At 68.3% G+C, this 26,268-nt stretch carries 27 protein-coding genes and 1 tRNA gene; 10 read left to right on the top strand and 18 right to left on the bottom strand.

Annotated elements, in window-relative coordinates:
* From QRN19_RS03450 to QRN19_RS03440, 3 genes are all read right to left on the bottom strand, one after another.
* Nucleotides 1-682 (bottom strand): chaplin family protein (locus tag QRN19_RS03450; RefSeq protein WP_285025246.1); only part of this gene is annotated, 682 nt, incomplete at its 3' end.
* 110 nt (nt 683-792) lie between these two features.
* Nucleotides 793-1,665 carry a hypothetical protein gene (locus QRN19_RS03445; RefSeq protein WP_285025244.1) on the bottom strand — a complete coding sequence of 291 codons (873 nt, stop codon included), beginning with the start codon at nt 1,663-1,665 and terminating at the stop codon, nt 793-795.
* 162 nt (nt 1,666-1,827) lie between these two features.
* Complete coding sequence (locus tag QRN19_RS03440; RefSeq protein WP_285025243.1) at nt 1,828-2,577, bottom strand: phosphoglyceromutase; 750 nt, start codon at nt 2,575-2,577, stop codon at nt 1,828-1,830.
* A 71-nt stretch (nt 2,578-2,648) separates the two neighbouring features.
* On the opposite strand from QRN19_RS03440, the gene QRN19_RS03435 reads away from it, so the two are divergent.
* Nucleotides 2,649-3,494 (top strand): class I SAM-dependent methyltransferase, encoded by an 846-nt coding sequence (locus tag QRN19_RS03435; RefSeq protein WP_285025242.1) that lies wholly within the window; start codon nt 2,649-2,651, stop codon nt 3,492-3,494.
* Nucleotides 3,495-3,498: 4 nt separating this feature from the next.
* Here QRN19_RS03435 and QRN19_RS03430 read toward each other — a convergent pair whose 3' ends face one another.
* The 9 genes from QRN19_RS03430 to QRN19_RS03390 form a co-directional block, all read right to left on the bottom strand.
* Nucleotides 3,499-4,344, bottom strand: a complete 846-nt coding sequence (locus QRN19_RS03430; protein WP_285025240.1) for an ABC transporter permease — start codon at nt 4,342-4,344, stop codon at nt 3,499-3,501.
* On the bottom strand, nt 4,341-5,117 hold the full coding sequence (locus QRN19_RS03425) for an ABC transporter ATP-binding protein (RefSeq protein ID WP_285025239.1): 777 nt from the start codon (nt 5,115-5,117) through the stop codon (nt 4,341-4,343). Before QRN19_RS03425 ends, QRN19_RS03430 begins: the two co-directional genes overlap by 4 nt.
* On the bottom strand, nt 5,114-6,463 hold the full coding sequence (locus QRN19_RS03420; protein ID WP_285025238.1) for an amidohydrolase family protein: 1,350 nt from the start codon (nt 6,461-6,463) through the stop codon (nt 5,114-5,116). The genes QRN19_RS03425 and QRN19_RS03420 overlap by 4 nt, the downstream gene beginning before the upstream one ends.
* Nucleotides 6,460-7,596 carry an ABC transporter substrate-binding protein gene (locus QRN19_RS03415; RefSeq protein WP_285025236.1) on the bottom strand — a complete coding sequence of 379 codons (1,137 nt, stop codon included), beginning with the start codon at nt 7,594-7,596 and terminating at the stop codon, nt 6,460-6,462. Before QRN19_RS03415 ends, QRN19_RS03420 begins: the two co-directional genes overlap by 4 nt.
* A gap of 13 nt (nt 7,597-7,609) precedes the next feature.
* A complete protein-coding gene (locus QRN19_RS03410; protein ID WP_285025234.1) occupies nt 7,610-8,200 on the bottom strand; it encodes a helix-turn-helix domain-containing protein in 591 nt (196 codons plus the stop codon).
* Nucleotides 8,201-8,329: 129 nt separating this feature from the next.
* Nucleotides 8,330-9,397 carry an FUSC family protein gene (locus QRN19_RS03405; RefSeq protein WP_285025233.1) on the bottom strand — a complete coding sequence of 356 codons (1,068 nt, stop codon included), beginning with the start codon at nt 9,395-9,397 and terminating at the stop codon, nt 8,330-8,332.
* Between the two features lie 62 nt (nt 9,398-9,459).
* Entirely contained in the window at nt 9,460-10,626 is a 1,167-nt protein-coding gene (gene ygfZ, locus QRN19_RS03400) for a CAF17-like 4Fe-4S cluster assembly/insertion protein YgfZ (RefSeq protein ID WP_502928021.1), read from the bottom strand.
* A gap of 1 nt (nt 10,627) precedes the next feature.
* On the bottom strand, nt 10,628-11,332 hold the full coding sequence (locus QRN19_RS03395) for a heme-binding beta-barrel domain-containing protein (RefSeq protein ID WP_285025232.1): 705 nt from the start codon (nt 11,330-11,332) through the stop codon (nt 10,628-10,630).
* Nucleotides 11,333-11,465: 133 nt separating this feature from the next.
* On the bottom strand, nt 11,466-11,756 hold the full coding sequence (locus tag QRN19_RS03390) for a hypothetical protein (RefSeq protein WP_064296602.1): 291 nt from the start codon (nt 11,754-11,756) through the stop codon (nt 11,466-11,468).
* 110 nt (nt 11,757-11,866) lie between these two features.
* On the opposite strand from QRN19_RS03390, the gene QRN19_RS03385 reads away from it, so the two are divergent.
* From QRN19_RS03385 to pstB, 8 genes are all read left to right on the top strand, one after another.
* The gene (locus QRN19_RS03385; RefSeq protein ID WP_175116223.1) at nt 11,867-12,556 is read left to right on the top strand and encodes a response regulator transcription factor; all 690 of its coding nucleotides are present in this window, start codon (nt 11,867-11,869) and stop codon (nt 12,554-12,556) included.
* Nucleotides 12,528-13,433 (top strand): mycothiol synthase, encoded by a 906-nt coding sequence (gene mshD, locus QRN19_RS03380; protein ID WP_285025230.1) that lies wholly within the window; start codon nt 12,528-12,530, stop codon nt 13,431-13,433. The genes QRN19_RS03385 and mshD overlap by 29 nt, the downstream gene beginning before the upstream one ends.
* A 90-nt stretch (nt 13,434-13,523) precedes the next feature.
* Entirely contained in the window at nt 13,524-15,719 is a 2,196-nt protein-coding gene (locus QRN19_RS03375) for an RNA degradosome polyphosphate kinase (protein ID WP_285025228.1), read from the top strand.
* Nucleotides 15,720-15,771: 52 nt separating this feature from the next.
* Nucleotides 15,772-16,710: an NUDIX hydrolase gene (locus QRN19_RS03370; RefSeq protein WP_285025226.1), complete on the top strand. Its 939-nt coding sequence runs from the start codon at nt 15,772-15,774 to the stop codon at nt 16,708-16,710.
* A gap of 193 nt (nt 16,711-16,903) precedes the next feature.
* The gene (gene pstS, locus QRN19_RS03365) at nt 16,904-17,995 is read left to right on the top strand and encodes a phosphate ABC transporter substrate-binding protein PstS (protein WP_085511019.1); all 1,092 of its coding nucleotides are present in this window, start codon (nt 16,904-16,906) and stop codon (nt 17,993-17,995) included.
* Nucleotides 17,996-18,116: 121 nt separating this feature from the next.
* Nucleotides 18,117-19,061 (top strand): phosphate ABC transporter permease subunit PstC, encoded by a 945-nt coding sequence (gene pstC, locus QRN19_RS03360; protein ID WP_079705344.1) that lies wholly within the window; start codon nt 18,117-18,119, stop codon nt 19,059-19,061.
* Nucleotides 19,061-20,161 carry a phosphate ABC transporter permease PstA gene (gene pstA / locus QRN19_RS03355; RefSeq protein ID WP_285025223.1) on the top strand — a complete coding sequence of 367 codons (1,101 nt, stop codon included), beginning with the start codon at nt 19,061-19,063 and terminating at the stop codon, nt 20,159-20,161. Before pstC ends, pstA begins: the two co-directional genes overlap by 1 nt.
* 20 nt (nt 20,162-20,181) lie before the next feature.
* The gene (pstB, locus tag QRN19_RS03350) at nt 20,182-20,961 is read left to right on the top strand and encodes a phosphate ABC transporter ATP-binding protein PstB (protein WP_285025222.1); all 780 of its coding nucleotides are present in this window, start codon (nt 20,182-20,184) and stop codon (nt 20,959-20,961) included.
* A 91-nt stretch (nt 20,962-21,052) separates the two neighbouring features.
* Here the strand turns inward: pstB and QRN19_RS03345 are convergent, their stop codons facing one another.
* From QRN19_RS03345 to QRN19_RS03335, 3 genes are all read right to left on the bottom strand, one after another.
* Nucleotides 21,053-21,910, bottom strand: a complete 858-nt coding sequence (locus tag QRN19_RS03345) for an anti-sigma factor (RefSeq protein ID WP_285025221.1) — start codon at nt 21,908-21,910, stop codon at nt 21,053-21,055.
* On the bottom strand, nt 21,907-22,497 hold the full coding sequence (sigK, locus tag QRN19_RS03340; protein WP_229940357.1) for an ECF RNA polymerase sigma factor SigK: 591 nt from the start codon (nt 22,495-22,497) through the stop codon (nt 21,907-21,909). The genes QRN19_RS03345 and sigK overlap by 4 nt, the downstream gene beginning before the upstream one ends.
* A 348-nt stretch (nt 22,498-22,845) precedes the next feature.
* Nucleotides 22,846-23,475, bottom strand: a complete 630-nt coding sequence (locus tag QRN19_RS03335) for a DNA-directed RNA polymerase subunit beta (RefSeq protein WP_086474394.1) — start codon at nt 23,473-23,475, stop codon at nt 22,846-22,848.
* 129 nt (nt 23,476-23,604) lie between these two features.
* On the opposite strand from QRN19_RS03335, the gene QRN19_RS03330 reads away from it, so the two are divergent.
* A tRNA-Lys gene (locus QRN19_RS03330) sits at nt 23,605-23,680 on the top strand.
* 70 nt (nt 23,681-23,750) lie between these two features.
* Here QRN19_RS03330 and QRN19_RS03325 read toward each other — a convergent pair.
* From QRN19_RS03325 to QRN19_RS03315, 3 genes are all read right to left on the bottom strand, one after another.
* Complete coding sequence (locus QRN19_RS03325) at nt 23,751-24,443, bottom strand: ScbR family autoregulator-binding transcription factor (RefSeq protein ID WP_285025220.1); 693 nt, start codon at nt 24,441-24,443, stop codon at nt 23,751-23,753.
* A 301-nt stretch (nt 24,444-24,744) separates the two neighbouring features.
* Nucleotides 24,745-25,548 carry a ParB N-terminal domain-containing protein gene (locus QRN19_RS03320; RefSeq protein ID WP_285025219.1) on the bottom strand — a complete coding sequence of 268 codons (804 nt, stop codon included), beginning with the start codon at nt 25,546-25,548 and terminating at the stop codon, nt 24,745-24,747.
* Nucleotides 25,549-25,552: 4 nt separating this feature from the next.
* Nucleotides 25,553-26,164 carry a TetR/AcrR family transcriptional regulator gene (locus QRN19_RS03315; protein ID WP_192018302.1) on the bottom strand — a complete coding sequence of 204 codons (612 nt, stop codon included), beginning with the start codon at nt 26,162-26,164 and terminating at the stop codon, nt 25,553-25,555.
* Between the last annotated feature and the right edge of the window lie 104 nt (nt 26,165-26,268).

The following is a 26,268-nucleotide window of genomic DNA, read 5'->3' as shown; positions in this document are numbered from 1 at the left end:
CGACCGTGACCGGAACGGTCACCACCGGCGACACCTGGTTCCCACCGGCGACACTCTCGTCACCGGTCGTCGTCGACGGCGCCGCCGGAACAGCCGCACCACCCGACGTGGCAGGCGCACCCGCCTGCTCACTGCTCGAGTCACCGAACAGCGAGATGGCGTTCCCACCGACCGTGACCGGAACGGTCACCACCGGCGCCACCTGGTTCCCACCGGCGACACTCTCGTCACCGGACGTCGTCGCCTCGTCGGTGACCGGCGAGGCGGACTCCCCCGCCACCGGTCCGGACGTCGAACCCGACTGCTCGGCATCGCCGATGACCGAGATCGCGTTGTCCTCGACCGTCACCGGGATGGAGACGGGCAACTGGACCTGGTTCCCACCCGCGACACTGTCGTCACCACTGGTGGTGGCGGGGGCCGGCTCCGGCGCTGGTGCCGGTTCAGGTGCCGGCGCCGGCTCAGGCGCCGCTTCCGGTGCGGACGTCGCCGACGAGTCGCCGACGACACTCACCGCGGTGTCGACGATCTCGACGGGGGCCTCGAGGACCACGTCGACGAGGGTTCCGCCGAGGATACTGTCGTCCCCGGACGTGTCGGCGTTGGCCGCCGTGGCGCCGAGGAACGTGAGTCCCGCGACGAACAGGCCACAGTAGAGGCCTTTCTTGACATACGAATTCATGATTCCTGCTCCTTGCAGAGTGACTGATGTGCTCCCATGTCGGGAGGCTTCGGACCGTTGAACCGCCAGATGGGCGGGCCTCCGCCGCGAACGGCAGAGTGATCCGGGGGTCAGTCAGGAGAGGTATCGGAGGGGAACGTGGGTGAAGCCGGGAGGTCGTCGTCCCCCGCGGGTCCGCGACGGTCGTCGCCGGGTGCAGGGAGGATGACGGAGATCGACTGTTCTGCCGCGGCGGGGCCGCCGGCGGTCGCCCCGGAGCCGGACGACCCGGAGCCATTCGGCGTGACGGCCCAGCGGCCGTCGGCGTCCGGCAGCAGCGGAAGGTTCGTTGGGGTGGCGGGGAGGCTGGACGATCCGGTGTCGGCGAGGACGGCCGCGGTGGACGACGTGTCTTCGAGATCCTGGCCGCCCGACACGATCGTCGAGTCGCCCTGGTGGACGGACGGCGGTCCGAGGACGGTCGTCGGGAGGATCGCGCCGACGGCGGTCGAGTCAGTGGCCGACACGTCCTCTGCCGGGCCCTGCGGAAGCGCTGGGACGACCGGATCGATGATCGGCGTGCTGGGGACCGGGACCGCGGCGACGACGTCGGCGACGCCGGTCAACGTCTCGTCGACCGTTTGCACCACCGGATCGACGATCGCGGCGACAGGTGCGGCACCGACGGTCTCCTCGACCACGTCGTTCACCACCGGTACCGCTGCGACGGTCTCGTCGACGACGTCGACCACCGGTTCGAGCACCGTGGTGTCGACCACGTCGACGACCTCGGCGACCGCGTCGACGGGCCGTTCGAGGGAGCCGACGACCTCGGTCACCGCACCAAGGAGCGACGGATCGGAGGCGCCGGACCCGCCGTCGTCGGCATGCGCGGAGGACGGGGACCCGAAGAGGGCCACCGCCGTGAACGCAGCGGCGGCGAAGCCACCGAGCGCCAGGGCGCGCCACAGGGGGAAACGGGTGCCGTCGGTCGACTGCTCCATGCGTATCCCCCCAATCGGGTTACAGTGCAGTCACTGTACGCCCAACCCCGAGGCGGTTCAACCCCTTTTTTCAGACACGGAAAACCCCGGCCAGGGGCACTTTCAGCGACGATGTCGCCAAGACGCACTCCCGACCGGGGTGGTGGTTTGGTGGGGTTTCCGCTACTTCTTCCCCTGCGCCGCGACGGCGGCGGCGCCTGCTGCTGCAGCCTCGGGATCGAGGTACCGGGCCGGGGCGACCGGGCGGAAGTCCGCGTCGAGCTCGTAGACGAGCGGGATGCCGGTGGGGATGTTCAGCTCGGCGATCTCGTCGTCCGAGATGTCGTCGAGGTGCTTCACGAGTGCGCGGAGCGAGTTGCCGTGCGCCGTCACGAGGACGGTCTTGCCGGCAGCCAGGTCGACCGTGATGTCGGACTCCCAGTAGGGCAACATCCGGTCGATGACGTCCTTCAGGCACTCGGTGCGCGGCAGTTCGCCGTCGATCCCGACATACCGGGGGTCATCGGCCTGCGACCACTCGTCGTCATCGGCGATGGGCGGCGGCGGCACGTCGAAGGAACGACGCCAGGTCTGGAACCGCTCCGGACCGTACTCGGCGAGCGTCTGCGCCTTGTCCTTGCCCTGCAGCGCGCCGTAGTGACGCTCGTTGAGGCGCCAGCTGCGCTTGACCGGGATCCACATGCGGTCGGCGGTCTCGAGGGCGAGGTTCGCCGTTTGGATCGCTCGGGAGAGGACCGAGGTGTACAGCACGTCCGGGGTGATGCCGGAGTCGGCGAGCAGTTCGCCCGCACGCTTGGCCTCGGTGACGCCGAGTTCGCTGAGTCGGACGTCGACCCAACCGGTGAACAGGTTCTTCTGATTCCAGTCGCTGTTGCCGTGGCGCAGCAGGACGAGGGTGTAAGTCTCAGGCATGTCCCCAGCATACCGACGGCGCATGACCGCGAGGTGGACGATGACCCCGCTCCGTGAGGGAGAATGGGTCCATGCCCGTCGGATCGATCACCCGCGGGACGACGGGTACGAACCGGCTCCGGCGGGTGGACCGCTGGATCGCGACCCACCCCTCACTCAGACGGACGACGAACCCGCTGGTGGTGGACCTCGGCTACGGCGCGAGCGGCGTCACGGCGTTGGAACTGCACGACCGACTGCTCGCCGTCAGACCCGACGTACGGGTCATCGGATTCGAGATCGAACCGGGGCGCGTCCGCACCGCTGACGCGCAGCTGCAGCAGGTGCGAGCGGGCACGACCCGGTTCATGCCGACGGCCGCCGTCTCCTTCGCACGCGGAGGGTTCGAGGTGCCGACCGGCGAGGACCGTCCCGCGGTGATCCGCGCGTTCAACGTGCTCCGGCAGTATGACCAAGCCGAGGTCGCGGGGGCCTGGCGCCTCATGGCGTCGCGGCTGCAGCCCGGCGGAGTGCTCGTCGAGGGGACGTGTGACGAGATCGGACGGGTGTCCAGCTGGGTCGCCGTCGACGACCAGGGGCGAGCGGCTTCCTTCTCGATCAGTCTGCGGCTCGCCGACCTCGAACTGCCGTCCATCGTCGCCGAGCGACTGCCGAAGGCGCTGATCCATCACAACGTCTCGGGTGAACGCGTTCACGCCCTGATGACGGACCTCGACCGCGCCTGGCGCGTGCACGCGCCACTGGCGGTCTACAGCCCGGTCCAGCGCTGGTCGGCGACCGTCCGGACGCTCCGGGACGGCGGCTGGCCGGTGCTGGCCGGCCAGAACCGCTGGCGCCTGGGCGAGCTGACGCTGCCGTGGTCGGCGGTCGCCCCCGACCACTCGGAGACGACCGCCGCCACGGCTCGGCTGCGCTGAACGGTCAGCGCGGGGCGTCCTGCTGCCAGAAGATGACCTTCCGGCGAGCGAGCCGCACGAGGGCGTTCAAGGTGATCCCGAGCGCCGAGAGGATGATCAACAGCGCGAACACCGCCGCCGTCTGCATGGCCCCCTGCGCCTGCAGGATCAGAACGCCGAGCCCGTGCTGTGCGCCCACGAACTCGGCGACGATGGCGCCGATCATGGCGTTCGCGACCGCCAGTTCGAGTCCACTGAAGATACTCGGGAGCGCGGCGGGGATGAGCAGCTTCCTCCGGATCTGCCCGGCACTCGCCCCATTGGCTTCGAACAGCTCGACCTGGTCACGGTCGACACCGCGGATGCCGTGGATCGTGTTCACGAGCACCGGGAAGAACGCGAGCAGAACCACGACCACGATCTTCGAGGGCATCCCGAACCCGAACCAGATCACGAACAGCGGAGCGATCGCGACCTTGGGGATCGATTCGATCGCGACGATGTAGGGGAATGCGATGGCGTACGCGGTCGGGAACTGTGCCAGGAGGATCGCCCCGACGAGTCCGATCACGACACCGATCGCCAGGCCGGCGAGCACCTCACCGAGCGTGGTCCCCGCGTTCGACACGTACCTCGGCAGCGCCGCAGGGTCGACGAGCGCCTGCAGGACGTCCGACAGCGCGGGTACGACGTAGCCGGGTGTGCCGGTCAGGCCCGGGAGGAACTGCCAGCAGAGGAGGATGACGACGGCCACGGAGACGCCCCCGACGACCACCGTCCGCCGGTTGCCTGCCGACCCGCCGGACGCACTCGCCCGCGAACGAGCACTCGATGCGCGTGTCGCGCGCGGCCTGATGTCCTGTGCGGTCATGCGGTCACCTCGAAGTAGGTCCGGATGTGGGAGCTGAGGTCCGCGAACTCCGAGGACCCGAGGAGGTCGAGCGTGCGCTCCCGGCCGAAGGGCACGTCGACCACGTCGATGATGCGGCCCGGCCGCGGGCCCATGACGATGACGCGTTCCGCGAGGAACACCGCCTCAGGGATGCTGTGGGTGATGAGCACGGCGGTCTTGGACGTCTCGCGCCAGATGCGGTTGACCTCGACGTTCAGAGCGTCCCTGGTCATCGCGTCCAGTGCGCCGAACGGTTCGTCCATCAACAGGACCTCGGGCTCGTGCACGAGCGCCCGGCAGATGGCCGCACGTTGCTGCATACCGCCCGAGAGCTCATGCGGGTACTTGCCCGCGAAGTCCCGGAGTCCGACCATCGCCAACAGCGAGCGTGCATGCTCCCGTTCGGCCTCCCCCACCCTGCGGTGCAACTCCACCGGAAGGAGGACGTTCTCGAGGATCGTCCGCCACGGGAGGAGCGTCGGCTTCTGGAAGACCATCCCGACATCGCCGCGCGGGGTGCCGATCTCCGCACCGGCGATCGTCGCAGTACCGGACGTGAAGCCCGTCAGCCCGGCGAGGATCTTCAACAGGGTCGTCTTCCCGCAGCCACTCGGCCCCACGATGGCGACGAACTCGCCGTCCGCGATGTCGAGGTTGACGTCCGACAGCGCGTGGACGTCGCCCGTCTTCGTGGGGTAGACCTTCTCGAGATGGGCGATGGAGATCAGCGGCGGCGCCAGCCACGCGCTCATCGGTCGAGTCCGTAGACGTCGCGCAGGTTCTGGTGGAGGACCCGCTCGGCCAACCAGCCCGCCTGTCTGGCCGACCAGAGGCCGGACGCGCGGCCGGCCGTGAGTGCGGCGTCCAGCGCGACCCGGCCGCGTCGCGTCCCGGAGACGTGGAACTCCGGCGACCCGGTGTCGGTTCCGAAGATGACCTTGTTGGCGGGCAGGACCTCCAACCACTCCTGCAGCATGCGATGCAGGGCGTGCTCGTGGAGGTACGGCATCCAGGAGAAGTCCACGAACACGTTGCCCCGGGCCTGGGACAGCGCGGCGAGCGCCTGCCCATAGGGGAAGCCGCCATGGATGAGGATGACGCGGAGTCGGTTCAACGCCGGGGTGTCGAGGAACTGCTCGAGGAGCATCGGGTTCGCCCCGGCGAGTTTCAGACCCGGCTCCGTGTGTCCCATACCGGTGTGGATCTGCATCGGGAGCTCGCGGTCGACGGCGTGCGCGGCGATGTCGTAGACGAGGAAGTCCGCGAGCGACCGGTGGTCCGCAGGGTCGATGTCCGTCCCAGCGCGTTCCGCGGCGCGGAGTCGTCCGTACGCGGCGGCCGCGTCGGCCTGGGTGGTGCGCCGGAACTCCAGGGTCCGCACGTAGGCCGAGGCGATCTTGAGGCCGACGGTGCCCGACTCCTGCCGCCGGGTGATCGAGGCGAGCACGAAGGCCCGGTAGTCCTCGAACTCGGCGGGCGGGGCGTCGAGGCCGGCGGTCGCCAGCAACCCGTCCAGGATCGAGCGGAACACGCGGCGGAACTTCCGAGCGTCCTCCGCGCGGTCGACGAGCGGCGGGTGCCCGAAGGGGAACAGGTAGGGGTCGATCCTCGCGATCGGCTTGTACCGGTCGGGTGACCAGACCCTGGCGTCGATCTCCGGGATGTCCGTCAAGACCTGTTCGGTACCGGAGAGGAGGAGTGCACGGTCGTAGAGCCCGGCGAAGTCACGCCGCCGCGCCTCGACGCTCTCCTCGATCAACGTCGCCCGCGTCCCGGTGCCGTACAGGGCCGCCGTCCCCTCGGCGAGCGAGGCGGCGTGGACGGTGGTGGACTGGAACCGGATGCTCTCCTCGATCAGTCCGGGGATACCGAACTCGGACTCCAGGGCTGCGACCCGGTCCTGGTCGTGCTCGAGGACGGCCCGGTTGTAGGCGACGTAGACCTCGTGCGGCACGTTCGCCTCGACGTGCCCCATCGCGTACTCCCGTTCGTACCCGTCGAACCCGTGGAGGTGTTCGCCCGGACGGACGTAGCCGGCGTGCGAGTGGTGGTCGATGGCTGGGACGTCCGCGCTCCAGGTCAGTTCGGTGGTGCTCATTCGCCGTCCTTCCACTCGGTCGCAGCGTCGATCACGGCTGCGGTGTCGAACTCGTTGATGCGCTCGACGAGTTCGTCGGTGTAGAGGTCGTCCGGGTCGATCGGCGCGTCGATGATGCCCGCTTCGAGCGCGAAGTCGACCCAGGCTCGAGCCGCTTCCGGAGCGTATGCGCCGAACGAGGCGGTGCCGACGGGGTCTCCTGCCAGGAGCAGTTCGATCCGTCGTTCCAGCGCCACGACGTCGCTCGCGAGCTGGTCCGCCTCATCGGTGCCCGCGATCCGGGTCTCGGGATAGTCCTCGTACATGATCGTGAGAGCCGCCTCGGGGTTCTCCGAGGTGAACAGCGTCGCCTTCGCCATGGCGCGCCCGAAGCCGGCGGCCTCCTCGGCGTGCTCGTCGAGGTAGTCACGGGTCGTGAAGTAACTCGTGGAGAAGAGGGACTCGACCTCCGGGGTGGTGAAGTAGCGCAGCTCGACGCCGGTCGCCTCCATCGCCGCGTACTCGGTGTCCCAGAGCGACAGGGCGTCGACCTGACCGTTCTCGAGCGCCTGCCGAGCGGCTGCGCCGGTGCCGACCGCGAGGTTCGAGAAGTCGGTGTCGGCCTCGAGCCCCTCGGTGTGGAGGATGCCGTTGGACAGGAGCATGTTGCTCGTGCCGAGGCTCGCCTGCCCGATCGTCGCGCCCTCGAAGTCGCTGAGGGAGGTGATCGGCCCGTCGGCGAGCACAGCGATCGAGCCGGTCTGCTGACGGATGTAGTTGTACATGAGGACGAGGTCGTCGCCGTTCCCCTGCGCCTTCGCCTGCAGGATCGGCTCGGGCGGGGTGCTGCCGATCTCGAGCGAGCCGGAGTCGATGCCCTGCACGATGGAAGTCGCGTCCTTGGTGTGGACGATCTCCACCTGCAGGCCCTCCTCCGCGAAGTATCCGAGTCGCTGTGCGACGGCCATGGGTGAGTTGTTGGCGCCCATCTGCGTCGGGAGTCCGAACCGGATGGTGGTGAGCGACTCGGAGCCGTCGGCCGCCGGGGTGCACCCGGTGAGGACGAGGCCAGCGAGGACGACTGCGGCGACGGAGCTGCCGAGACGACGGGCTGGAGCTGAGGGCTGGTGCGTGCGGTGCAGTGGTCCGTTCATGTTCTTGTCCTGTTCAGCTGGAGACCGACGAGACCTGCGGTGAGACCCCGGAGGGCGGCGTGACCACCCAGAGCGCCTCGCCGACGACGTCGCCGATGTTCGTGATCATGTGGGGTGTGGACGTGCGGTAGTCGAGGCTGTCGCCCGCTTCCAGTTCGAACTCCTGGTCGAGGAGGCGGAACAGGAACCGACCTCTGAGGATGACGACGACCTCGTGGGAGTCACCGTGAACGTAGTTCTCGTCGCCGACGACCATGCCCGGTTCGTATTCGGACACGAGCACTTCGACATCGGTCGCGGGTGAGCGGGTGATGCCGAAGTGCCGGACCGCCGACGACGCCGAGTCGAGCTCCGGTCGGTCGGCCTTCCGGAGCAGCTCGCCGCGACGGGGTGTCGCCTCGAACAGCTCCATCCACTGGAGTCCGAAGACCCCGGCGATCGCCCGGACGGTCTGCAGACTGGCGTTGGCCTTGCCGGTCTCGATCTGGCTGATGTAGCCGGCGCTCACTCCGGCCCGGGATGCGAGATCACGGGTCGAGATGCCGCGGAGCGTCCGCAGGTCCTTGATGCGGCGGCCGAGCGTGACGCCGTCGACGTCGTTCATGGGGTTCCCCTCCCTCAGTAAGCACTTTGCTTACTGGGAATGAACATAACGTATACTCGCGGCGTGTCCAGGGGAAGACCCCCGTGTTACGACCGTGTAAATCCGACAGGCGGCGAGGACGGTCTCGCGTCAGAGGGAGGGCAGCGCCGCCTGGGCATCCGGCGTCGGCAGGCCGGTGGCCGTGAGCAGGTCGACGAGGTACGGCCGGAGCACGAGCACGAGCGCCTGCTCGGAGACCGAGGCGTCGGGGAGGACGGCGACCGGCTCGAGGTGCTTCGCGATCTCCAGCAGGGACTGCCTCGCGACCGGCTGCTGGGCGATGTCGCCGATCGACTGCGACAGGATGCCGAGCGCGACGGAGGTGCGCGCGAGCAGGTCCGCGAGCTCGGGGCGGCTCGTGGCGTCGCGCGACACGTAGTCGATGCGCCGGGCGATCACCCGGAGGTTGCGGGTCGCGAGGTCCATGCCGTCGAGCATCGTCCGCTGCCGTTCGAGGTCGAACACCGCCCTGCGGAGGAACGGCGAGATGCGCGCGATGGCGAGCCCTGAGTCGAGGGTTCCGCGCCACGCGTCGAGGGCCGGCTGGGTGGCCCTCGCCCGTGCGAGCGCGCGATCCGCCTCCTCGAGGTCGCCGAGACGGAGGGCGGCGACGAGCGATGCGAGGGTCCGGACGTGTTCGTCGATCAGCCGCTGGCCGTCCCGGCGAGCACTGCGGCGCGGGTCGCGCGGGATCAGGGCGGTCGCGAGCAGGGCGAAGACCCCGCCGATCAATCCGTCGAGGGTGCGCACGAACGGGCCACCGTCGGGCACGGGCAGGAGCATGACGAGGACGGACTGCACCGCCGCCGCGATCGCGAACGACGCCGCCGGCGACAGGAACCGGGCGACGAGCAATGTGAGCACGAGCGCGACCGCGAGTTGCCAGGTCCCCTGACCGAAGCCGAGGAGCAGGATCTCGGCCAGCGCGATCCCGACGCTCATCCCGACAGCCGTCTCGAGGACACGGACCGGGCGGGCGTCGCGAACGAACCCGAGGCTCGAGATCGTCACGGTCAGGGCGAGGAGTGGCACGGCGTGCCCGAGCACGTAGTGGGAGAACGCGTACGCGCCGATCGCCGTGGCGCTGACCTGCAACACCGCCGGTACGGATCCGACGAGACGATGCCAGGCGTCGCCGAGGGCGATGCGTCGACGCACCGCAGCCGTCCATCGGTCGACCCGCACGTCCGGGGCCGAGGCGTCGTCCGTCCCCACCGGGGTCAGCGCCGGACGGCGCCGAGGCGCGGCAGCCGCGGCACGTTCGCCGTGGCCCCCGCGTCGGCCGGCACGACGATCTCCTGCGACGCCGCGACGTCGATGCCGTCGGCCTCCACCGTCAGCACGGCCGCCGGATCCGCGGAGCGCTTGACGATCGCCAGCGCCACCGGGCCCAGCTCGTGGTGGATCGCGCTCGAGGTGATGCGTCCGACGGGTTTCCGGGTCGCGTCGTCGCCGTCGCCGATCAGCACCACGTTCGAACCGGCCGGCGGCAGGACCGAATCGGAACCGTCGAGGAGGAGCATGACGAGGCGACGCGGCGGGTGCCCGAGGTTGTGCACCTTGGCGACCGTCTCCTGACCGCGATAGCAGCCCTTGTTCAAGTGGACGGCCGAGCGCAGCCAGTCGAGCTCGTGCGGGATGCTCCGCTCGTCGACCTCGGACTGCAACCGCGGCCGCCAGGCGGCGATCCGCAGGGCCTCAGCGGCCAGCGAACCCGCGGCGGAGAACGTCCCCGCACGGACCTGCTGCACGAGTGACTCGAGCTGCTCGCGCGCGACGATCGTCTCGGTCCAGGTCCACGCTGCACCCGGGTGCTCACCCGTCGCGTACTGATGGCCGCCGACCGCGACCTCGGACCACGGATCGTGCCAGACGAGCGGCACACCGTTCGGCTCGGCTGCCTCGACCGCGAGATCCGCCGCCGCACCGATCACGGCGTACTGCTCGGTCGCGATGGCCACCTCGACGCGCAGCATGAACCGCATCCGATCGAGCCAGGCGTGGAGGGGCGCAGCATCGTCGGCTTCGGTGACGAGCCACGTGGTCGTCCCGTCGTCGAGCAGCTTGACCGCGTGCTCGATCCGGCCGCTCTGGTCGAGGAAGAGGGTCTCCGTCGAGGCGCCGGCCGACAACGATCGCAGCTCCTGGCTCGTGATGGAGTTGAGCCAGCTCAGCCGATCTGGACCGGTGACCGTCACGATGCCACGGTTCGACAGGTCGACGATCGCCCGACCGCTGAAGATGAGGCGCTGCTCGATGTTCGGGCTGCCGTAATGGGAGGGGACGCCGTGGTCGACGGCGTCCGCCTGTTCGACGGCACCCGGAAGCGTGAGGAAGGGCGAGCCCGGAATCGCGTCCGGCACGACCGCTCCGTTGGCGATGGTCACGTCAGTCGGCTTTGGCCAGGCGCGCCGAGGCGTGCGTCCGGAGGTCCTGACCCAGGGCGGCGATGTCCCAGGCCCAGAGCAGGTGGTTCTCGACGAGGCCGTACAGGCGGGTCGCCGCGGCGTACTCCTTGGCTCCAGCGGTCCGGACGACCGCGTCGGTCGCGAGGTCGATCCGCGGGCCGTCGATCTGGCCGAGGTAGAGCTCGCTCACACCGTTCGGGTGGACGATCGAGACCTGCAGGGGGAAGGCGCCGGTCGACGTACGCAGGGTCTCGACCGATTGCGCGGTGCCGAACGGGCGGGGCCCTTGCCCCGGGAGCATGCCCGGACCGGGATCGCCCTCGATCAACGGGCGCTCGAGGCGCCAGTAACCCGTCTCGGTGACGAGCGGCTCGGGCACACCGGACTCGTCCGCCGAGGCTCCGTCTGGTGCGACGTCCTCGGCGGTGTCGTCCGACAGGGCGTCCTCGTCCGTGGACGAGGCCCCCTCGGCGTCGCGCGGGGGCTGCTCGGGCAGGAGCCAGGTGTAGGAGTTGTAGTTCAAGTAGGGCAGGCCGTCGTGGCTGAAGCTCACGCGCTGACCGAACTCGCGGGTCACGGTCTCGTCGCCCACCTGGTAGTCGATGACGCCGGTGCCCTCCCAGACGCCGATGAGCCACGACAGTGGGACCAGTTCGCTCGGCAGGCCGCTCGGGATCTCGATCATCGAGGGACCCGGACTAGCGCTGACCGCGGTACAGGTTCTTCAGCACGACCACCGCGGTGAACGCGATGGCGAGGCTGGCGAGGACGAGCAAGCCGATGAAGAAGATTTCGAGAGCGAGCAGCATGGGGAAAGTCTACCCCGAGGCCAGGGCGATGAGGCCATACACGGCACCGCCGATGGCGAGGATGAGGACGGCGCCGGTGACGCTCGTCGACATCCGATCGACGAATCCCACCTTCTGTCGCGTCAACAGCTGTGCCGAGAACGCGGCCAGGGTGCAGAGACCGAGCGTGGCCGACAGCCCGAAGAAGGTCTCCCCCGGGCTCCAGAGCAGGCCGGACACGACGACGCCGACGAGCGCGAGCGCCCAGATGGAGACGACACTGATCCAGCGCAGCCGGGGGGAGAGAGTGGTTTCGCTCACGGACCCATTGTCACAGAGCGGACGCCATCGGACCACCAGCGGGCACCCGGTGCGACGTGGGGTGCGGTCGTTCGCCTAATATGGTTCCAAACTCAGTCGGGAGGATGCGCGTGGCGCAAATTTTGGTCTTGACCTCCATGGTCGGCACCGAGGTCCTCCCATCCCTCGGGCTCCTGAGCCACCGCACCCGGCAGATCCCAGCCGACCCCGCACAACTCGTGAACGCTCCGAGTTCGGACCTCGTCCTCGTCGACGCCCGTCAGGACCTCGCGAGCGCCAAGTCGCTCTGCAAGATCCTCGGCGCGTCCGGGCTGTCGGTCCCGCTCCTCCTCATCCTGACCGAGGGCGGCCTCACCGCTGTGAGCGCCGACTGGGGCGTGAACGACGTCATCCTCGAGTCCGCCGGGCCGGCCGAGGTCGACGCGCGGATCCGGCTCGCGATCGGCCGCGCCTCGCAGGAGCACTCGGCGAGCAAGATCCAGGCGTCAGGCGTCGTCATCGACGAGGCCAGCTACTCCGCGAAGGTCCACGGCAAGCCGCTCGACCTCACCTTCAAGGAGTTCGAGCTGCTCCGCTTCTTCGCGACCCACCCCTCCCGGGTGTTCACGCGCGAGCAGTTGCTGAGCGAGGTGTGGGGCTACGACTACTTCGGTGGCACACGAACCGTCGACGTCCACGTCCGTCGGTTGCGCGCCAAGCTGGGCGACCTCGAGCAGCTCATCGGCACCGTGCGCAACGTCGGCTACCGCTTCAACGTCTACGAGGACGATCATGCCCCGGCTGACGCTGTCGGTTCGTAACGTCGACGACGCCCGCACCCGGGATGCGCTCGAGCGCGTCGTGCGCACGGCGTCGCTCGTCGACGGCCAGCCGCCCTTCAGCGATCAATCGCTCATCGACGTCGCCTCCGGTGCCCGGACGCTGATCCTCGCCGTCGAACCACAGGACCCGCCGGTCGACCCCGACGACTTCGCCGTCGTGGGTGCGGCCATCGTCGGCCATGGCGAGCTCGAGTTCGTCGTCGAGCCCGAATGGCGTGGTCACGGCTACGGTCGCGCAGCACTGCGCGGTGTCCTCGCCAACTGCCCCCCGCAGGTGCGCATCTGGGCACACGGCGACCACCCCGCCTCCCGGGTGCTCGCACAGGAGTTCGGCTTCTCACCGATCAGGACGCTGCTGCAGCTCCGCCTCACCAAGGCGCCTGCGAGCCGCGCGCGATCGGCGACCGCTGGGCACGCGGATGTCACGGTCGGCACGTTCCGGCCGGGCGTCGACGAGCAGGAGTGGCTCGAGGTCAACGCGCTCGCCTTCGCCGACCACCCCGAGCAGGGACGCATGACCCTCGACGACCTCCGAGCTCGAGAGGCCGAGTCCTGGTTCGACGCCGACGACTTCCTGCTCGCACGAGGTTCCGACGGCGACCTCCTGGGCTTCATCTGGTTGAAGGTCGAGGACACGGTCGGCGAGGTCTACGCGGTTGGCGTGCACCCGGCAGCCAGTGGACGAGGGCTCGGGCGGCTCCTGATGGAGGCCGGTCTCTCCCGGCTGCGGGATCGACGGGTCGAGGCGGTCACGCTGTACGTCGAAGCCGACAACCTCCCTGCGGTGTCGCTGTACCGCTCGCTCGGATTCACCGACCACACCATCGACGTGCAGTACGCGAGAACCGACGCCTGATCCCCTCCACAGCGGCGCGGCGCGGCGGCATTTACACAGTGTTCACCGCAGTCGTCGCGACCACCCCCGCCACGGTGTCATGATGAAGACATGCCAGCAGACCCAACCGTGCTCGATGTCGGCCTCGATGGAGACGAAGAGGACTTCGACCCCGCCTTCGAGCGGAACGATCCCGCGCTGCCCGAACACCGCTACCTCGACCGCGAACTCAGCTGGCTCGCTTTCAATCAGCGCGTCCTCGAGCTCGCCGAAGACCCGGCGCTGCCCGTGCTCGAACGCGCCAACTTCCTCGCGATCTTCGCCTCGAACCTCGACGAGTTCTTCATGGTGCGGGTCGCCGGCCTGAAGCGCCGCATCCTCACGGGCCTGGCTGTCCCGACCAACGTCGGCAACGCTCCGGCCGACGTCCTGTCCGAGATCTCACAGCAGGCCCACGTCCTGCAGGAACGACACGCCCGCGCCTGGCACGACCTCGTCCGTCCCGACCTCGCCGAGCGCGGCGTCACGGTCGTCACCTGGGACTCACTCGACGCAGCCGACCGCGAGTACCTCAGCGAGTACTTCAGCAACCAGGTCTTCCCGGTGCTCATGCCGCTCGCGGTCGACCCGGCCCACCCGTTCCCCTACATCTCCGGCCTCTCGTTGAACCTCGCGGTGCGGGTGCGGAACACCCGCACCGGGCGCGAGGAGTTCGCCCGGCTCAAGGTGCCGCAGATGATGCCGCGCTTCGTCCGCGTCGGTCCGGCGGAGCGCCGCTCCGCGTCGTTGGACACCGCTCCCAGCGTGCGCTACATCGCCCTCGAGGAGGTCATCGCCAACCACCTCGGTCACCTCTTCCCCGGTATGGAGATCGTCGACCACCACGTCTTCCGCGTCACGCGCAACGAGGACATGGTGATCGAGGAGGACGAGACCGAGAACCTCATCCAGGCCCTCGAGAAGGAGCTGCTGCGCCGCCGTTTCGGGCCGCCCATCCGGCTCGAGATCACCGACGACATGGACGACGTCACCCTCGGACTCCTCGTCCGCGAACTCGACATCACCGAGCAGGAGGTCTACCGCCTGCCCTCGCCGCTCGACCTCGGCGGCCTCTTCAGCCTCGCCGGCATCGACCGCCCGGATCTCCAGTACCCGAAACGCGTACCGACCACCGCGCTGCAGTTCCAGCCCGACGAGCCGAACGGCAAGCCCGACCTCTTCCGGTCGATCGCCCGCGAGGACGTCCTGGTCCACCACCCGTACGAGTCCTTCGCCACGAGCGTGCAGGCGTTCATCGAGCAGGCCGCCGCCGACCCGCACGTGCTCGCGATCAAGCAGACCCTGTACCGGACCTCGGGCGACAGCCCCATCGTCGAAGCACTCATCGACGCGGCTGAGGCCGGCAAACAGGTCCTCGCGCTCGTCGAGATCAAGGCCCGGTTCGACGAACAGAACAACATCTCCTGGGCCAGGAAGCTCGAGAAGGCCGGCGTCCACGTCGTCTACGGGCTCGTCGGACTGAAGACGCACTGCAAGCTCGCGCTCGTCGTCCGACAGGAGCGCGGCGTCCTGCGTCACTACAGCCACATCGGCACGGGCAACTACAACCCGAAGACGAGCCGCATCTACGAGGACCTCGGTCTGTTCACGGCCGACGACCAGGTCGGCAAAGACCTCACCCGGCTCTTCAACGAGCTGTCCGGGTACGCGATCGAGAAGAAGTTCAAGCGGCTCCTGGTCGCGCCGCGCCACCTGCGCAAGGGCCTCCTCAAGCACATCGAGCAGGAGCGCACGAACGCCGAGGAGGGCAAGCCCTCCGGTATCCGCATCAAGGTCAACTCGATGGTGGACGAGTCGATCATCGACGCGCTCTACCGGGCCAGCCAGGCGGGTGTCCCGGTCGACCTGTGGGTTCGCGGGATCTGCGCACTGAAGCCCGGCCAGCCGGGCATGAGCGAGACGATCCGGGTACGTTCCATCCTCGGGCGGTACCTCGAGCACTCGCGCATCTTCTCCTTCCACAACGACGGCGACCCGCACGTGTTCATCGGCAGCGCCGACATGATGCACCGCAACCTCGACCGCCGCGTCGAGGCGCTCGTCAGGCTCACCGACCCCAAGCACCTCGAGGCGACCGCCGCGATGTTCGAGCAGGCCCTCGACGACCAGACGTCGTCATGGTGGCTCGACGCAGACGGCGTCTGGACGCGCCACGCGGTCGACGCTGACGGACGACCGCTCACGGATCTGCAAGACTCCCTCATGCTCGAGACCGCCGCCCGCCGCCGGCCGAGGAACCGTCGCTGACGACTTCGCACCGCGACCCACCCGAGCACCACGACACGACGAGGCAGTGACTATGACGACGACGGCAATCTACGCAGCCGGTGCCGTGTGCTGGCGCCTCATCGACGGCAAGGTCCACCTCCTCGTCATCCACCGGACGGTGTACGGCGATGTCACGATCCCCAAGGGCAAGGTCGATCCCGGAGAGACGCTCGCGCAGACGGCAGTTCGGGAGATCAAGGAGGAGACCGGCCTGAGCGTCCATCTCGGTGTGCCGCTCGGTGTCTCCACGTACCCGTTGTCGAGTGGTCGCGAGAAGATCGTCCACTACTGGTCCGCCGAGGTCACCGACCAGGCCGTCCGCGAGAGCACGTTCATCCCGAACGGCGAAGTGGCCGCCCTGGAGTGGGTCTCCATCAAGCGGGCACGGAGCTACCTCAGCTACGAGCGCGACGTGGAGATCCTCGAAGCGTTCGCCGCGTTGGTCGACGAAGGCGTCACCGCGACCTTCGCCCTCATCGCGATGCGCCATGGGAAGGCCACACCGCCTTCCGAATGGTCCGGCGAGGATGCGACCAGGCCGCTGGCGCCACGCGGCGTCAAGCAGGCCGCAGGGAACGTCCCCACCCTGCTCGCCTTCGGCCCTCGCAAGATCGTGACGAGCACGGCGGTGCGCTGCGTCAGCACCGTCAGCCCGATCGCCGCTGCCGCGGGCATCGAGCCGAAACGCTCCGACCTCATCAGCCAGGACGCCTACGAGCGAGGTGAATCGGACGTCCGCCGGGTCGTCGGCCGCCGCGTCCGAGCGCTCAAGACGGCGATCCTCTGCAGCCACGGACCGGTTCTCCCCGAGATCCTGCACGAGATCGCGCTCGCCACCGGGTCCACCCGAGGCTCCTACCTCGGGAGCGCCGCCGCGCTCGAGACCGGTGCGTTCTCCATCGTGCACCTCTCCCGGACGAACCCGAGCTCCGGCATCATCGCGATCGAGACGCACGAACCCCGCGTCTGACCCATCCGCACGCTCCCCCTGAACAGGGGTCATTCGTGGTGCATTCGCGGCGTCGCCACGGCGGTCGCCATGAAGCCGTCGATATCCGTTCACCCGTTGTTTACCATCACGGGGGATGCTCGTCATGCCGCATGGTTAGCGTCACTGACGAGCCAGCACCGGCTCGCACCCACACCAATGAATGGACATCCCTGTGAAGTTCTCACGTTTCGGCCGCGTCGCGGTCGTAGCAGCAGTCGCAGCCGTCGCACTGACCTCCTGTGCGGCCAACGAAGGCGGCGCCACCGCCACGAGCGCAGCCGCCAGCGACCTCAAGGGCAGCCTGGCCGGTAGCGGCGCATCGTCGCAGGGCAGCGCCCAGGAAGCCTGGGTCGCCGCCTTCCAGACGGCCAACCCGGACGTCACCATCAACTACTCCCCCGACGGCTCGGGCGCCGGCCGCAAGGCGTTCATCGCCGGTGGCGTGCAGTTCGCCGGTTCGGACTCGGCCCTCTCCGACGAAGAGCTCTCGAGCACCTTCGCCGCATGTGCAGCCGACACCAAGGCGATCGACCTCCCGGTCTACATCTCCCCGATCGCGGTCATCTTCAACGTCGAGGGCGTCGACGAGCTCAACCTCGACGCAGCGACCATCGCGAAGATCTTCGCCGGTCAGATCACCAGCTGGGACGACCCGGCGATCGTCGCGCTGAACCCCGAGGCCAAGCTCCCCTCGACCCCCATCACCGCCGTCCACCGCTCGGACGACTCGGGAACGACGAAGAACTTCGCCGACTACCTGAACAAGAACGCTCCGGACGTCTGGACCGCTGAGCCGGCCGACACCTTCCCGTTCCAGTCGGGTGAGGGTGCCAAGGGCACCTCCGGCGTCGTCGACACCGTCAAGGGTGGCACCGGCACCATCGGCTACGCCGACGCGTCGAAGGCCGGCGACCTCGGTGTCGCGAAGATCAAGGTCGGCGAGGAGTTCGTCGAGTACAGCGCCGAGGGCGCTGCCGCCGTCGTCGAGGGCTCGCCGCTCGTCGAAGGCCGTGAGGCGAACGACATCGCGATCAAGCTCGACCGCGAGACCACGGACGCGACCCACTACCCGATCGTGCTCGTGAGCTACCTCATCGCCTGCCAGGAGTACGCCGACCCGAAGGTCGCCGACCTCGTCAAGGCCTACGCCGGCTACATCGCCAGCGACGCCGGCCAGGAAGAGGCCGCGAAGTCGGCCGGTGCTGCGCCGCTCTCCGCCGACCTCGCCAAGAAGGTCCAGGACGCGATCGCGTCCATCAAGTAGTCCAACGGTCGAGCGTGCCGGGTCCTGCCCGGCACGCTCGACCTGCGTCACCAGCACTCGCATCACCCGCTCCCCGAGTCTGTCGAGGGGCACCACCATCGCATCGAGAGAACGGGAACCCATGGCTGTCGAGGCCCTAGCTGCGAGACCCAAAGCCAAGCAACGAGTCGGCGACCGCGTCTTCTCGACGCTCTCCGTCGTCTCCGGATCGCTCATCCTCGTCATCCTGGCGGCGGTCGCGATCTTCCTCATCGTCCAGGCGTTCCCGGCGCTGACGGCCGACTCCTCGTCGTTCACCGGCGCTCCGACGAGCTTCTGGGCCTACGTCGGCCCGTTCGTCTTCGGCACCATCTGGGCGGCCATCCTCGCCCTCGCGATCGCCGTGCCGCTCTCCCTCGGGATCGCCCTCTTCATCACCCACTACGCGCCGCGCCGACTCGCGGTCGCCCTCGGCTATGTCATCGACCTCCTGGCCGCCGTGCCGTCGGTCGTCTACGGCCTCTGGGGCGCGCTCGTCCTCGCGCCGTTCGTCCAGCCCTTCTTCGCCTGGCTGTCCGAGAACCTCGGCTGGATCCCACTCTTCGGCGGCACGGTGTCCGGCACCGGCCGCACGATCCTCACCGTCGCCCTCGTCCTGGCGGTCATGATCATCCCGATCATCACGGCGATCTCCCGTGAGATCTTCCTCCAGACCCCGAAGCTCCACGAGGAGGCCGCGCTCGCACTCGGTGCGACGCGCTGGGAGATGATCCAGATGGCGGTCCTGCCGTTCGGCCGCCCCGGCATCGTGTCTGCATCGATGCTCGGCCTCGGGCGCGCCCTCGGCGAGACGATGGCCGTCGCGCTCGTGCTCTCCCCCGCCGCCGTCTACTCGTTCTTCCTGCTCACCTCGAGCAACCCGAACACCATCGCGGCGAACATCGCCCTGAACTTCCCCGAGTCCTTCGGCATCGACGTGAACAAGCTCATCGCCACCGGCCTGATCCTGTTCATCATCACCTTCGTGGTGAACTTCATCGCCAGACTCATCGTCAACCGTCGTAAAGAATTCTCGGGAGCGAACTGATGACCGCCACGACCGACCGCCGTCAGGCGTCCATCGCCACGCCGTTCTCCAACTCGCTCACCGCGGGCAAGCTGCCGAAGTTCGCGCCGCTCACGATCCTCGCGGGCAGCCTCATCGTCAGCGGTGTCATCTTCCTGCTGTTGCAGCAGTCGACGGCAGACAAGAGCTACAACGTCCCCGGAGCCGTCGTGCTCGGTGCCGCGCTCTACGCGGTGACGGTGTACGTCTCGTCGCTCATGGTGGAGGGACGCCGCAAGGCCAAGGACCGTCTGCTCACCACCCTGGTGACCGCGGCCTTCGTCGTCGCCCTCCTGCCGCTCGTCTCGGTCGCCATCACGGTGATCTCGGCCGGTGCCGCCCGCTTCGACATCGAGTTCTTCTCCCTGTCGATGCGGAACGTCGTCGGTGAGGGCGGTGGAGCACTGCACGCCATCACGGGCACGCTGCTCATCACGCTGGCCACGTCCGTCATCTCCATCCCGATCGGGATCCTGACGGCGATCTACCTCGTCGAATACGGTCGCGGCAAGCTCGCGCAGGGCATCACCTTCCTCGTCGACGTGATGACCGGCATCCCGTCCATCGTCGCCGGACTGTTCGCCTTCGCCCTGCTGGCGATCTTCTTCGGCCCGGGCGTCCGGCTCGGCATCGGCGGTGCCATCGCGCTGTCGCTGCTCATGATCCCCGTCGTGGTCCGCTCCAGCGAGGAGATGCTGAAGCTCGTGCCGAACGAGCTGCGCGAGGCCTCCTACGCCCTCGGCGTGCCGAAGTGGCTGACCATCCTCAAGATCGTCCTCCCGACCTCGATCGCCGGCATCATCACCGGCGTGACGCTCGCCGTCGCCCGCGTCATCGGTGAGACCGCGCCCCTCCTGATCATCGCCGGCTTCACCCAGAGCATGAACTACAACCTCTTCGACGGCCCGATGATGACCCTCCCGGTCTTCGTGTACACCCAGTACGCGAACCAGGGCACCGACGGGGCCTCCTACGTGGACCGCGCCTGGACCGGCGCCCTCGTCCTCATCCTCATCGTCATGGCGCTGAACCTCATCGCCCGACTCATCGCCAAGATCTTCGCCCCCAAGTTCGGCCGCTAGGCCGCGAGCAAAGGAACCCCGTGTCCAAGAGCATCGAAGTCAACGACCTCAACGTCTTCTACGGCAGCTTCATGGCTGTCGAGGGCGTCTCCCTCCAGATCCAGCCCCGCACGGTCACCGCGTTCATCGGCCCCTCCGGCTGCGGGAAGTCCACCTTCCTCCGCACCCTGAACCGCATGCACGAGGTCGTCCCCGGCGCACGTGTCGAGGGCGAGGTCCTGATCGACGGCAACAACCTCTACGGCCCGGGCGTCGACCCGGTCCTCGTCCGCCGTCAGGTCGGCATGGTCTTCCAGCGCCCGAACCCGTTCCCGACGATGAGCATCAAGGAGAACGTCCTCGCCGGCGTCAAGCTCAACAACCGGAAGATGTCGAAGTCCGACCAGGACGCCCTTGTCGAGCGTTCACTCCAGGGCGCCAACCTCTGGAACGAGGTGAAGGACCGCCTCGACAAGCCGGGCTCCGGCCTCTCCGGTGGTCAGCAGCAGCGTCTCTGCATCGCCCGTGCCATCGCCGTGTCCCCCGACGTCGTGCTGATGGACGAGCCCTGCTCGGCCCTCGACCCGATCTCGACGCTCGCCATCGAGGACCTCATCGAGGAACTCAAGCAGGAGTACACGATCGTGATCGTGACGCACAACATGCAGCAGGCGAGCCGCGTCAGCGACAAGACCGCGTTCTTCAACATCGCCGGCACCGGCAAGCCGGGCAAGCTCATCGAGTACGACGACACCACCACGATGTTCTCGAAGCCGTCCGTCCAGGCGACCGAGGACTACGTCTCGGGTCGCTTCGGTTGATCTGACGCCGCCATGACGAAAGCCCCGTCCGGGATTCCCGGGCGGGGCTTTCGTCGTCGGTGCGTCTGTTCGACGACCCCAGGGACCGGAGCTATGCCGTCTCGATGACCATGATCGGGTCGGTGGTGGGCTGTTTGGAACCGCCCTGCGGCTCGACCGTGACACCGACCTTGTCGCCCGCACTCATGGCACCGTCGAGGACGCGCCAGGTGGTGCCGTTGGCTGCCGAGAAGGTGCCGGCCGAGACCGGGCCTCCCTCGCCGATGTACCAGAGTTCGTAGACCTTGTCGGAGGGCAGAGCGCCGAGTCCGTCGACGAGCAGGGCGGACTTGCCGAGCTCACCCGACCAGACGAGGGTCGCCGTCGCATCGTCCATGGACACCTTGGCGCGCTGGACGTCGGATGCCGCGTTGATCTCCGCGAGCGCGACCGTCTGCGTGAGGGATCCGCCACCGAAGGTGTTTGCGAGTCCGACACCGCCGAAGATGAGGCCGACCGCCGCTGCTGCGCCCACCACCATGCCGACGGCGCTGCGACGCCACCGTGAGGCGGCCTTGCGCTCCGCTGCACCGGCCTCCTGGGCTGTCGGAGTGGTCGATGCTGCTGGGGCTGGCGCGGCGATCGGTGTCGATACCGGCGCCTCGTCGATGTCCGGAACCGCAGCCGGGAGCCCCTGCACCTCGGCGACAGGAGCGTCGACGGGGGCGTCAGCGGGCAGCTGCGGCAGGTTCTGGATCGCGGCCATGAGGGAGTTCTTGAGCGCTGCCGACGGCTGCACGGGAGGTGCTGCGAGGTCGAGCATGGCGACGGTCTCCTCGAATTCCGCCGCTTCCTCGCGGACGGACTCGTGTTCGGCGCGCAGGCGGTCGAACCGCTCCTGCTCGCGCGGGGTCAGGGTGTGCAGCGCGTTTCCGGCTGCCAGGTCTGTTGCATCGTCTCGCTCGGTCATGTACGCACCCCCAACTCGTCTCGAAGTCTGATCATTCCGTCCCGCAACCTGGTCTTGACCGTACCGATCGGTACGCCGAGCAGGTTCGAGATCTCGCTGTGACTGTAGCCGCCGTAGTAGGCGAGCGAAACAGCCTCACGTTGCAGCTCGCTCAACCGGACGAAGGCCCGCTTGACGCGTTCGTGCTCGATCCGGATCTCGACCGTCTCCTGCACGTTGTCGACACGCTCGTCGAAGTCGCGGATGCCGATCTTGAGATCGCGGTCACGTCCGGCCTGTGAGGCCCGCACGCGGTCGATCGCACGACGGTGGGCCATGGTGAGCACCCAGGTCGTGGCCGTACCCTTGCCCGCCTCGAATTTCTGGGCGTTCTGCCAGACCTCGAGGAACACCTCCTGGGTGACCTCTTCGGACTGCGCGTGGTCGACGAGCACCCGCTTGACGAGTCCGAGGACGCGCGGCGCGATGTGGTCGTACAGCTCGCTGAACGCGACCTGGTCGCCGCCGGCCACGCGGATGAGGAGCGCGTCGAGCACGTTCGCCAAAGACACCTGCGGTGCAGCGTCGGCTTCCGGTCCCGTGGTCACAAGTCTTAGCTTCTCACGGACTCCGGCCGTTTGCGCGACGCCCACCCGAGGTCGGGTCTGCGTGTACAGTGCGGCGGTCATACACGGAGTTCGGTGCCGACCCGGGATCCGATTGGAGGAATCGACGCGATTCGACACCCCAGCTCCGGTGACATCACGGGACGGGCGGCAGACGGACGAGGATGTCCGCACAAAGCAAGTGCCAGGCCGCAGAAACGCCTCTCGGCGCAAGGCCGCTCGAAGCGGCGATTTTTGGAGCCCGGGGTTACTGCGGCCCGGCTTGAACAGTGTAGCAAGGGATCACCTGTGGACATTCCCAGGTCGAAGGCCTTGACCAGGGCGCCTGGATCAGTCGAGGGAGTCGGTGCGCCACAGTCGGGCGCAGCCGGCGAGCTCCTCGGCGATGGTGCTGAACCGTGCGGCCTTCGTGGTGAGTCTCGCGGCGTCTGCGGGGTCGACCGCGTCCCGGTCGTTCGCCAGGGAGGTGCAGCCGACCGCGTTGATCCGGCAGAACGAAGCCGCCCGCTCGAGGGCGATCGCGAAGTCGCCGGTGTACAGGCCACGGAGGATCTGATCGGCGAGGACGATGATCTCCTCCGGCCCGGTCGGCTCGGCGGCGCCTGCGATCACGGGATCGACGGTGGTGATGAGCTCGGTGCCCCGCTGGAAGCTGAAGCTCGTCCCCACCGGGTCCTGCCGGATGAGCAGGCGCAGCAGGTAGATGCGCCAGAGGGCTCCGGGGAGGCTTCGCGGGCTGGCGTGCGACCAGAGTTCGGCGATGGCGTCGATCCCGTGCTCGTCCGTGTACGTCACGAGGCGATCGACCACGGCGGGGTCCGGATCCGCCCGCACCCGGGTGAGGAGTGCGACGGCCGTCTCATGCGTGATCCTCGACACGGCCTCCGGGTCGAGGCCGCCCTGGATCGCTTCGAGCATCGACGGCGGGAGCTTCGTCGGACGATGGAATCCCTCGGTCATGCCTACTCCTGCCTGCGACGCGCTTCGCGCACCCGACAACGGTACTCGCCCCGGCGGGCGATCCTCCCCTGTGGCCCCGACCCGCGCGTCAACGGGTGCCGTTGAAATCTCGTAGAGTAGAGCGCGTATGGGCCTGTAGCTCAGTTGGCAGAGCATCGGACTTTTAATCCGCGGGTCGTGGGTTCGAGCCCCACCGGGCCCACCACCGACGCGGTTCTCCGCCGTGTCGCTCCGAGATGTACGAACGTCGCCCGTCCATCGCCCAGTGTGGATCGCTACATCGACGCGGTAGGTCGTGCCGTGCGCGGTTCGACCGCAACGCCGAAGGTGTCCTCGCGGACCCGCGTCGCTGCTGACCGCCGCGTCTCGGGGACGATGGCATCGATCGCGAGCCGCCACATCCGGTCGACCGAGGCGGCGATGTCCGATCGCCCGACCGTCGCCTGTGCGGTCAGCTGAACACCGGTGAAGAATCCGATGAGCGTGCGGGCCAGGTCCGGCGCCGACATCGAACTCACCAGGTCCCCGGCTTGCAGCGCCACGTCGAGCTGAGCGGCCGTCCCCGAGACCCACTCCTCGTAGAACGCTCCGGCCGGTTGGCTCAGCGAACCCTCATCGAGCGTGAGCCTGATCCCGGCACGGACCACCGGGTCGCTCTCGAGTTGATCGACGAAGGCGCGCGAAACCCGGATGAGCCGTTCGAGGACCCCGTCGTACTGTTCAGACACCCGCGCCATGAGGGGCATCGACCGGTCGTGCTGCTCGTGGATGACCGCGAGGGCGATCTGCTCCTTCGACTTGAAGTGGAAGTACATGGACCCCTGCGAGATCCCGGACGCCTCCGCGATCATCGACAGACTCGCGTTCCCGTAGCCGATGCGGTCGAAGACGCTCGCGGCACCCTCGACGATCGCATCCTGCGTCACCTGTCCGCGTTCCTGAGTGGGCGTTCGCCGTGTCCCCGGCATCCTGATCTCCTTGGGCAGCCTGTGTTCCGGCCCCGATCCATCGGCGCCGTATTCGTCGACCGTGGCCGGTCGGGGCCTCAGCCTAGAGGCTTGGACCGCACGCGGCCGACCTCTTTTTCATAACTGGTACGAACGACTTATTCATGGCAGACTGGTGGAGGTGATGCCGCCGCAGTCCACGCCTCAGTGGGCTGTGTCTTCGCGACGGGGGTTCGCGACGCTCATCGCCTCGACCGGTGGGTCACGCAGGGATCGGGGGATCCAGCGCTGCGTGATCCACCCGGTCACGCACGCGCCGTGATCAACACACGAGCAGCTCCGGGAGGCCGACCACCGTCGCCTCGTCCGCGAGGCTCGCGTCGACCGAGACGAATGAGAGGACCGTCACGGGGACGCCGAGACGCGCGGCCGCCTCCAGTTTGTGGTGGCCGTCGAGCACGAAGTGCACGAGACCCGTGTGGGCGTCGGCGCTGTCGAACGGCTGCGTCCGGTCCAGCACGGCGACCGCGAGCACGGTCGCCGCTCCCCCGGAGCGAAGCCGCTCCTCGTAGGACGCCACGCGCTCGCGCTCATTCCAACCGGGCGGCACCATCGGCACCAGGAACTCGAAGAGGGTCTCGTGCTCGCCGGTCGTCCGGGTCGGGCCGCGGTAATAGCCGGTCGACGGATTCTCCGGCGCCCCGAGGGTGGGGTCGATGCCGCGGTGCGCGACCTGTTCCCGCGAGAAATAGTCGTGATCGTCACCCGGCGCGACGAGGACGGGCTCGATGGACAGCAGGAGCGGCAGGTAGGTCCCCTCGGGCAGGAACGTCGACGCGAGGCCACGTAACAACGGATCGTCGATCGCTGGCACGCCCTCGTCGAGGCGTTCGTGCAGTGCGTCTGCGGCGAGCGCCCGAGCACCATAGTCCAGACGACGGAACAGCAGCGCGCAGCTTCCGCACGGGAAGCTCAACTCGAACGCCTCCGCGCCATCGACGATGAGGTGGCGTCCGCCCGGATCGCGGAAGCCGGAGAAGCGCAATGCGGCGTCGGGCGTCCCGAGGTGGACCGGCGCCGCGTGATCGAGCAGCCCGGTTCGAGATCGAGCGGATCCGTCGGCCATCGGACTACTTCCGGACGGCAGGGATGATGACGCCGTCGATCACCGACACGAGGAAGTCACGCGTCACCGGCTCCCGCAGCATGAGTACGCGATAGCTCACCATCGCCTGGCTGATCAGCGCAAGGGTCTCCACATCGGCGTCCGCGCGGATCTCACCGCGGTCGATCGCGCGCTGCAACAGGAAGCGGTTGACCGCCATGCGCGGCTCCACGATCGCCGCATGGATGGACTCGGTGAGCTCCGGGGCATCCGAGATCATCGACATCACGCCGGCGAACACACGCATCTTGCGCTCGCCCTCGGCGATGGACGGCGCCTTGATCATCGCGACGAGGTCGCCGCGGAGTGAGCCGGTGTCGGGCAGCTTCGAGAAGTCGGGATCGATCTGCTTCATGCAGGCGACCGCATCGATCACGAGTTCGGACTTCGACGCCCATCGGCGGTAGAGCGTCGCCTTGCCGGCCTTCGCCCGCGCGGCGACCATGTCGACCGTCATCCCGGCGTAGCCCGTGTCAGCGAGGACGTCGAGCGCCGCCTCCAGAATCTCCGCGTCGCGGGAGTGGTCACGCTTGCGTCCGAGCTTCGGGGCGTCGATCGGAGTCTCGAGCTGCGTCATCGCGGCCCACCTCCCTTTCGTCTCCCGAAACAGCATAGTTCAGGAACTTCATAGTTCTGGAACTGTTTGGTTTCGAAACTGTTCGGTTCCGTATATGCTCCTGG

The organism is Plantibacter sp. ME-Dv--P-122b (assembly GCF_030209375.1).
Classification (GTDB): Bacteria; Actinomycetota; Actinomycetes; order Actinomycetales; family Microbacteriaceae; genus Plantibacter.
This window is presented reverse-complemented; position numbering and strand designations above follow the sequence as displayed.